This window comes from Pseudoalteromonas pernae, from assembly GCF_039831865.1.
In the GTDB taxonomy this organism is placed as follows: domain Bacteria; phylum Pseudomonadota; class Gammaproteobacteria; order Enterobacterales; family Alteromonadaceae; genus Pseudoalteromonas; species Pseudoalteromonas pernae.
On sequence record NZ_JBDODM010000001.1, the window covers coordinates 924,668 to 931,560 of the forward strand.

The following is a 6,893-nucleotide window of genomic DNA, read 5'->3' on the forward strand; positions in this document are numbered from 1 at the left end:
CTTAAAATAGGCTTTGGGCTATTTGCCCAAAGCTTGCTCAGCAAAGAGTTGCTTCAATGGCTTAATGTCGTTTACCGCACTTAAACCTAAACCACGCACCAATTTTTTGATTGGGTTCGCGCCCGCAAACACGCTTTTCAAACCTTGCATGGTGGCGATGTGCTTTTGTGCATCCAGTTTGCGCTCACGTTCATAACTACGCAGTGCGCGAGGTAAATCTGCATCTGCATTTTTCAGCGGCTCAGCCACTAATTGCGCAAAACGGGCCGCATCTTTCAAACCTAGGTTCATCCCCAAGCCCGCAAGTGGGTGAATGGTATGCGCGGCATCGCCCATCAGAACAATACGATCAAGTACCCATTGGCGTGCGTAGCGCATGGTTAATGGGAATACTGGACGCGCCGATTGCACCTCCACTAACCCACATTGGCCATCAAAGGCTGTGAATAAAGCTTTATTAAAGTCTTCATCACTCATGGCTTGATAGGCTTTCGCTTGTTGTGGTGAGCACGACCATACAATGGAATGCATGTGTTCATCTGGCAGCGGTAAAAAGGCCAATGGACCATCAGGTAAGAACACCTGACGCGCGCACTGCTGGTTACTGTGCTGGGTTTTCACAATCGCGACTAGCGCATGATGATCGTAATCCTTAAAGGTGATCGGCATATTAAAGCGCTGACGCACGCCTGAATTAGCGCCATCAGCTGCAATCAGTAACTCACACATGACCGGTGAGCCATTATCCAGCGTGATCAGCACATTACTTTCACTTTGGTGAATATCTTTGTAGGCATGATTAAACAGCAAGGTAACATTACTTTGCTGCTCAAGCTCAGTGACCAAGGCGCGATGAATGACGTCATTCTCGATAATATGGCCTAGGTGCGATACGTCGTAGTCGTCGCTGCTGAAGTGGATATGAGCGAAGCTGTCTTTATCGCGTACATCCATTTGCGTGTAGGGGCTTATGCGCTGTGTTTGCATGTGTGGCCACGCACCGAGTTCAGTAAACAAAGCTTCACTGGCGTGGTTAATAGCACTGACGCGCAGGCCGTAGTCATCGCTTAAAGGTGCGCATTTGTCACCAGCATCAATGACGACTACCGAAATGCCTTGTAAACTCAGTGCCAGTGCTGCACTTAAGCCAACACACCCACCACCGATCACGGCTACCTTTGCTTGAAACATGCGTTAATTAAACCCCATTAATTGTTTTGCTAATGGTTGGCGCAGCGAGCTGCATAGCTGCATGGATGCCAAACCGACACTGCGCCCAAGGGCAATACTGCGCGCACTGTTTGAAAATGTACGTACCAACCCATCTGTGAGGGTCATTACGCGGGTAATATCTTGCTCACGTGCTTGTGCGTAAGCGCAAGTAAAGGCATAGGAGCCTAAATCGTCGCTAGCATAAGCGATACGCGCGACCAATTCTTTGATATCACGCAGACCAAGGTTAAAACCTTGCCCTGCAATGGGATGAATAGCGTGAGCGGCATTACCTATCACCACCGCACGGTTACTCACCAAACTATTTATACGCCCCCACACCAAAGGATACACACTGCGCTCCCCTACTTGAGTGAACAAGCCAGCGCGATAGCCGAACTCATCTTGTAATGCCTTTACAAACTCATCGCTGCTCAGCTGTTGCAGTTCGTTAAGTTTGTCTGCTTCGTCGCACCACACCAGTGAATATCTTTTACGCGACATCGGCAGCAAGGCCAAAGGCCCATGGTGAGTAAAACGCTCATAGGCATGACCTTGGTGATCGGCTTGCACTTCCACATTGGCAATTAAGGCGTGCTGAGTGTATTGCTGAGTGTGGAAATCAAGGTGCATTAATGAACGCGTGTGTGACTGCGCGCCATCGGCAATTACCGTGAGCTTAGCTGCTAGTTCGGTGCCATCATCCAGGGTGATGTGATTGTGATCTGCATGCATAGACACGGCTGTGACCTTTGCAGGGCAGAATTGTGTAATTTGTGGGTGTGCGCTCAGGGCGCGGTGCAACGCATGCCCCCAAGGACGTACCTCAACCACATAGCCTAACGCATCAAGGGCATAGTCTTGGTGGCTGATTTGGGTTTTACCGAAATGGCCTCTATCGGATACCTGCACATTTTTAATGGCACAGGCATAGTCACTGTGCTCATTAAACAGATTATGTGCTTTGAGGTAATTAACAGAATCTGCCGCCAAGGCAATTGAGCGGTCGTCAAAGCTTGGGTGTGGTGCATCATTACTTGGCACAAAGGCTTCAATAACTGCAATGCTCAGCGCTGGATACTGCTGCGCCACCACATTTGCCAGTGTACTTCCAGCAAGGCCGCCACCAACAATCACCACATCAACGTGCTGCACTGTTTAGCTCTCCTGCATTAACGCTTCGATTTCAGCTATTTCTTTTGGTACTGAAGCCGTGAGGTTTTCATGGCCATTTTCTGTAACCAGCACATCGTCTTCAATGCGAATGCCAATGCCACGGTATTGCTCGGCAACCGGTGCATCTTCGCTGATGTATAAACCCGGCTCAATGGTCAGCACCATGCCTGGTTCAAACGGGCGGTCTTTTTCGTCTTGTTTGTACTCACCAACATCGTGCACATCCAGGCCTAGCCAATGCCCTAAACCGTGCATGTAGAACGCGCGATAGGCTTGGCTCTCTAGTAACTCTTCAAGGTCGCCTTCAAGTAGTCCTAGATCAATAAGTCCTTCAGTCAAAACACGATTTACCACCTGTGCAGCTTGCGCCAGAGTATTACCTGGTTTAACTAAATCAAGCGCCGCGTATTGCGCTTTAAGTACAACGTTGTACACCGCTTTCTGCGCATCTGAGAAAGTACCATTGACTGGGAATGTACGGGTGATATCAGCCGCATAACCTTCAAGTTCACAGCCTGAGTCTATCAAGACTAAGTCGCCGTCTTTGAGCGGTGATTCGTTCTCGGTGTAGTGCAGGATAGTCGCGTTATCGCCGCTACCGACTATGGTGCCGTATGCTGGGTAACGCGCACCATTCATAGCGTAATGATGATGTAACTCGGCTTCGAGTTGATATTCGGTAGCGCCTGGTTTGGCAAAGCGCATCGCACGCTTGTGAGCTTGCGCACTAATTTCCCCTGCACGGCGCATAATCGCTTGCTCAGCAGGTGATTTAAACAAACGCATCTCATGCACTAATGAACGCACATCACGAATAACTTCTGGCGCACGATACCCTTTTTTCGGTGCGCCGCGTAATGTGTTTAACAGCGCGAAGATTTGCTCATCGATGTCTTTATACACGCCCTGACCAAAATAAAGCGTGCTCTTTTGATTCACTGCATCAATCAAGCCTTGGTCGAGTTCAGCCAAGGTGTATGCTTCATCAACGGGTAGTTGCGTTACTGCTGCTTCGGCGCCCATACGACGGCCATGCCAAATCTCTGCGGTTTTATCTTTAGCGCGCACATAGATAACAGACTTTTGTACTTCGCCTTTGATGAGTACCAGCATGGCATCGGGTTCGTTAAACCCTGTAAGGTAGAAAAAGTCGCTGTCTTGGCGAAATGGGAATTCTGTATCGCGGCTACGGGTGATCTCTTTTGCAGCTGGGATCACCGCCACTGAATTATGTTTCATCTGCGCCAGCAATTGATGCTGGCGAGCAAGGTATTCTTCTTTGGTAATATTCATTAGTGTAGCGTCTTCGAAGTGGTCGCTGTGGTATCACGTTTGCCTAATTCAGCAAAACACAGCATGGCTGATACGCGCACGTATTCAAGAACCTCATGAAGTGCTTGCTTGTCCTCTTCGCTTTCATCGAAATGTGTATCCAGACGGCTGATTTCAGTGAAGTCTTGAATCACCTCTTTCACATCCGCTGACAGCGTACCGTAGTCTTGTTGTTTCAAACCAAAACCTAGGAGAAAGCCATTAACCCAAGCAACCAAGGCATTCGCTTGGTCGATTAGACTTTCTTCTTCATCAGGTAGCATTAATTCAAACTGTAGCTGCTCGTTAGAAAAGCTCTCTACCACTTGGGTGTAGATCTCGCTGAGCCATTGCTTGAGTGTTTTCTCGAAGCTGATGCCATCGTTAAGCACATCACTTAACAGCCCCTGATATTCATGTTCTTCGATATCTAAGCCACAGGCTAATAAGCCAGTGATAATGCCATGCACTTCTGATGGCATGACAAAAATATCGTTACTTTCTAATAATAGTTGGGCTGCTTGGTAGCTACGTTGTTCGCTCATGATAGGCTCGCGTGTGACGAAATTATTTAGATTACAGTCAGTAATGCTACCACCGCTCGGTGACTGACTCCACCGTATTGTAGCAATGGCGATATGATAACGATCAAATAACGCCCAGCTTGTTCACTTTGCCTGCATTTAAACACAAATATTGCGATTAAACTGTATCCCTGCGGCACTGTCTTATATAATTAACTTGTTCCCTAGCTTGTTGGCCAGCGAATGATGTCCCTGAGCCGATAAATTTTAAACAGGAATGCATCTTGCGGGCTACTGCGCAAGCTCGGCATGTACCGAGAAGCCTACGGCCTGTAGTTGTCTTCCGCCTTGAACCTCAGGGTTCAAGGGCTGATATTCGTAACCGCAACGCCGGGGAACATCCTTTTCTTTTATGCTCCGCCAATATCAAATCATTATTTCACGCTTTCTTCATTGGTATTTTCCGGTTACACAGGGTGCTGGCTAGTATGTGGGGAAGCAGATATAGAGTGAGATGACGGGCTGTATCAGCATACACCTCACTAATACAACCACATAATCTTGATAAGAAAGATTAGCTATTCGCTGACCTGTAAAAAACCGCTGCCGACAAATTTATTCACCAATGCCACGCGCACATCATTACCGATATCACCTGGAATATCTCTCACTACAAAACTCGGCGTTTGTTCAATAAATCGAACTGCTTTTTCTACACTGCTGTTAATGAGTATATGCTCGCCAGGTAAGGTGAAATCCACAAAGTCCCTAGTCATCACAATCTCACTCATCGCTAATGGGTGACGTTTTAAGCGAGTATCAGGGCTAATGTCCTGTGGTGGGGCTTTGTCTAATTTTGGTAGTTCAGCAATCATCCGCGCTCTTCGACGTGCCAGCGCAGCTTTAATAAAGTCATCGGACTGGCACTGAGTTACCAGCTGAGCAAGCTCTTTTCTAATTTTATTAGCGACCTGCTTAAAAGTATCACCATCTAATTGCTCATCCACGCTCGGGAACAAACCGCTTCGTAGCGAAAAGCTATGCTCTGAAAGAAAATCAGCCATTGCTATTACGCCTTCGCGTGCGGTTACAGGTACAAAGCCAATAGACAGATGCAATGATTCACTGGTTGATTGCACTGTATGAACAGTGCCGCGTGGTAAATAAATTAAATCGCCAGGCTCGACATCCAGCGTTTGATAATTGGTTAATGTTGACGCAGGTTCACCCGCATTTTTCCACTTATTTGGAAGAGTCGATGGCTCATTCGAGATGAACCAACGTTTGGTACCTTGTAATTGAATAACAAAAACATCTACTTCGTCATAATGGACAGGCGCAGCTGCACCCGGTGCACTCCAAAAAACTACTACCCCTACTTCATTGTTTACTAACTTTTCTAAAGAACGGGTAAATTCAGTGAGATTGGCAAAGAGATCAGTAACATCTGGAATTCGAACAGTATACCCAAGTTTATGGTATTCAGATACTAAACCCAAAAAAGCGGATGCATCATTGACAGGTCTAGCATGTGGAGGGGGTCCACTCGGAGAATGAGCATGGCAAGTTAAGGTACTCGCATATTTCTTATAATCACTGAGAATTTTGCCTTTAGGATCTTCACCTGCAATGTTGAATCTACTTCCTTTTCCTTTGACGACTAATGGCTTTTTACCTAAATACTCATCAAAGAACTGCTGTGCTGAACAAGGCGCTAAGACCTGCGAAACAACATCAGTTGCACTGCGTGTCATTTAAAATACTCACTCTACAAACTACCTCAAAACCAAGACTATCGAGTCTAACACTCGCATAAGCCGCACGCTACCGCTTGAAGGTGGTTTTGCTTCCCCCCTTGTCACCTTAAACCCCAAACGCAAAAAACCCAGCTATAAGCTGGGTTCTTCATATAATTAGGAGCTTGGCTCGCTACGAAGTTGGATGTTCTATTTCGTAGCGACTACTTTACTTCGGGCTATCCTGCCCTTGCCCTGCGGGTCGCCTGCGCGATGTAAAGCTGTTCCCGACAGCTTTATCACAGGAATGAACTCGCTTCGCTCAGCTTTTTTCCTGCCATGTTCAAGTAGAGCATCAATGCTTTTAAACGAAAAAACCCAGCTATAAGCTGGGTTCTTCGTATAATTAGGAGCTTGGCGATGTTCTACTTTCACATGGCAAATGCCACACTATCATCGACGCTGTTTCGTTTCACTTCTGAGTTCGGCATGGGGTCAGGTGGTTCCAAAACGCTATTGTCGCCAAGCAAAAGCTTGTAAATTCTTTTTTTGCTCTAAAAAGCCCGACTCATTCGAATCGGGCTTTTCTAAAATTAGGAGCCTGGTGATGACCTACTTTCACATGGCAAATGCCACACTATCATCGGCGCAGTTCCGTTTCACTTCTGAGTTCGGCATGGGGTCAGGTGGGTCCAGAACGCTATTATCACCAAGCAAAGTTGGTTACTAATCGCTGTCGCAATCAGTATTAATTCGGAAAGCTGCTCTTTATTTCAAAGTAATAAGTAATTGTCTACTTCAGTCTTTATTTCTAACTTCTAACTTAACAGTCTCACACCATTTTGGCGTTGTATGGTTAAGCCTCACGGGTAATTAGTACAGGTTAGCTTAACGCCTCACAGCGCTTCCACATCCTGCCTATCAACGTTGTAGT

Annotated in this window: 5 protein-coding genes, 3 rRNA genes and 1 other RNA gene; 1 reads left to right on the plus strand and 8 read right to left on the minus strand. The window is 46.8% G+C overall.

The window, feature by feature from the left end:
* Positions 1–18 precede the first annotated feature (18 nt).
* The 4 genes from V1358_RS04020 to V1358_RS04035 are packed head-to-tail and all read right to left on the minus strand — an operon-like array spanning position 19 to position 4,244.
* Positions 19–1,191: an FAD-dependent oxidoreductase gene (locus V1358_RS04020; RefSeq protein ID WP_347392678.1), complete on the minus strand. Its 1,173-nt coding sequence runs from the start codon at positions 1,189–1,191 to the stop codon at positions 19–21.
* Positions 1,192–1,194: 3 nt separating this feature from the next.
* Positions 1,195–2,367, minus strand: coding sequence for a 2-octaprenyl-6-methoxyphenyl hydroxylase (gene ubiH / locus V1358_RS04025; protein ID WP_347392679.1), 1,173 nt, complete (start codon positions 2,365–2,367; stop codon positions 1,195–1,197).
* 3 nt (positions 2,368–2,370) lie between these two features.
* Complete coding sequence (gene pepP / locus V1358_RS04030) at positions 2,371–3,681, minus strand: Xaa-Pro aminopeptidase (RefSeq protein ID WP_347392680.1); 1,311 nt, start codon at positions 3,679–3,681, stop codon at positions 2,371–2,373.
* The gene (locus V1358_RS04035) at positions 3,681–4,244 is read right to left on the minus strand and encodes a UPF0149 family protein (RefSeq protein WP_347388837.1); all 564 of its coding nucleotides are present in this window, start codon (positions 4,242–4,244) and stop codon (positions 3,681–3,683) included. Before V1358_RS04035 ends, pepP begins: the two co-directional genes overlap by 1 nt.
* Positions 4,245–4,441: 197 nt before the next feature.
* Between V1358_RS04035 and ssrS the strand changes: the two genes are divergently transcribed.
* Positions 4,442–4,624: non-coding RNA, 6S RNA (gene ssrS, locus V1358_RS04040), on the plus strand.
* Positions 4,625–4,801: 177 nt separating this feature from the next.
* Here the strand turns inward: ssrS and V1358_RS04045 are convergent.
* The 4 genes from V1358_RS04045 to V1358_RS04060 form a co-directional block, all read right to left on the minus strand.
* Positions 4,802–5,977: a JmjC domain-containing protein gene (locus tag V1358_RS04045; protein ID WP_347392681.1), complete on the minus strand. Its 1,176-nt coding sequence runs from the start codon at positions 5,975–5,977 to the stop codon at positions 4,802–4,804.
* A gap of 394 nt (positions 5,978–6,371) precedes the next feature.
* Positions 6,372–6,486 (minus strand): 5S ribosomal RNA (gene rrf / locus V1358_RS04050).
* Between the two features lie 72 nt (positions 6,487–6,558).
* Positions 6,559–6,673, minus strand: a 5S ribosomal RNA gene (gene rrf / locus V1358_RS04055).
* Positions 6,674–6,811: 138 nt separating this feature from the next.
* Positions 6,812–6,893, minus strand: a 23S ribosomal RNA gene (locus V1358_RS04060); the annotation flags it as partial.

Bases quoted from the DNA above. Each gene is read 5' to 3' on its own strand.
- V1358_RS04035 (WP_347388837.1), bottom strand. From the start codon at position 4,244: ATGAGCGAACAACGTAGCTACCAAGCAGCCCAACTATTATTAGAAAGT.
- V1358_RS04045 (WP_347392681.1), bottom strand. From the start codon at position 5,977: ATGACACGCAGTGCAACTGATGTTGTTTCGCAGGTCTTAGCGCCTTGT.
- V1358_RS04020 (WP_347392678.1), bottom strand. From the start codon at position 1,191: ATGTTTCAAGCAAAGGTAGCCGTGATCGGTGGTGGGTGTGTTGGCTTA.
- pepP (WP_347392680.1), bottom strand. From the start codon at position 3,681: ATGAATATTACCAAAGAAGAATACCTTGCTCGCCAGCATCAATTGCTG.